This window comes from Halomonas sp. DP5Y7-2, from assembly GCF_019802025.1.
GTDB lineage: Bacteria > Pseudomonadota > Gammaproteobacteria > Pseudomonadales > Halomonadaceae > Halomonas > Halomonas litopenaei_A.
The window spans coordinates 1-1,266 of record NZ_JAHVHY010000015.1 but is presented as its reverse complement, the minus strand read 5'-3'; the positions used below and the strand labels follow the sequence as shown (position 1 = coordinate 1,266).

Annotated in this window: 1 rRNA gene; it reads left to right on the top strand. The window is 52.1% G+C overall.

Annotated elements, in window-relative coordinates:
• Positions 1 to 111 precede the first annotated feature (111 nt).
• A 23S ribosomal RNA gene (locus tag KUW18_RS19530) occupies positions 112 to 1,266 on the top strand; the annotation flags it as partial.

Below are 1,266 nucleotides of genomic sequence, written 5' to 3'. Positions count from 1 at the left end.
TACTCTAACGCTCTTTAACAATGTATATCATGCTGACAAAGTAAGATACGTCTCAAGCGTATCCGGCAATTGTCGTGACATCATCGATTGACAGACCTTTTGGGGTTATATGGTCAAGCGATGAAGCGCACACGGTGGATGCCTTGGCAGTCAGAGGCGATGAAAGACGTGGAAGCCTGCGATAAGGTTCGGCGAGGTGGCAAACGACCTGCGACCCGGACATCTCTGAATGGGGAAACCCACCCAAGATCACTTGGGTATCTCATGCTGAATATATAGGCATGAGAGGCGAACCGGGGGAACTGAAACATCTAAGTACCCCGAGGAAAAGAAATCAACCGAGATTCCCCTAGTAGCGGCGAGCGAACGGGGACCAGCCCTTAAGCAACACAACTGGTAGGTGAACAGATTGGGAAATCTGGCCATAGTGGGTGATAGCCCCGTAACCGAAACCTGAGTGTTGTGAAATCGAGTAGGTCGAGGCACGTGAAACCTTGACTGAAGACGGGGGGACCATCCTCCAAGGCTAAATACTCCTGACTGACCGATAGTGAACCAGTACCGTGAGGGAAAGGCGAAAAGAACCCCGGAGAGGGGAGTGAAATAGACCCTGAAACCGTGTGCGTACAAGCAGTGGGAGCCGACTCGTTCGGTGACCGCGTACCTTTTGTATAATGGGTCAGCGACTTATTTTCAGTGGCGAGCTTAACCGTATAGGGGAGGCGTAGAGAAATCGAGTCTTAACTGGGCGACCAGTCGCTGGAAATAGACCCGAAACCGGGCGATCTATCCATGAGCAGGTTGAAGGTTGAGTAACATCAACTGGAGGACCGAACCAGGATCTGTTGAAAAAGATTTGGATGACTTGTGGATCGGAGTGAAAGGCTAATCAAGCCCGGAGATAGCTGGTTCTCCTCGAAAGCTATTTAGGTAGCGCCTCACGTATCACCGCCGGGGGTAGAGCACTGTTTCGGCTAGGGGGTCATCCCGACTTACCAACCCGAGGCAAACTCCGAATACCGGTGAGTGCAAGCGTGGGAGACACACGGCGGGTGCTAACGTCCGTCGTGAAAAGGGAAACAACCCAGACCGTCAGCTAAGGTCCCGAAATCCTGGTTAAGTGGGAAACGATGTGGGAAGGCTTAGACAGCTAGGAGGTTGGCTTAGAAGCAGCCATCCTTTAAAGAAAGCGTAATAGCTCACTAGTCGAGTCGGCCTGCGCGGAAGATGTAACGGGGCTCAAACCAGGTACCGAAGCTACGGGTT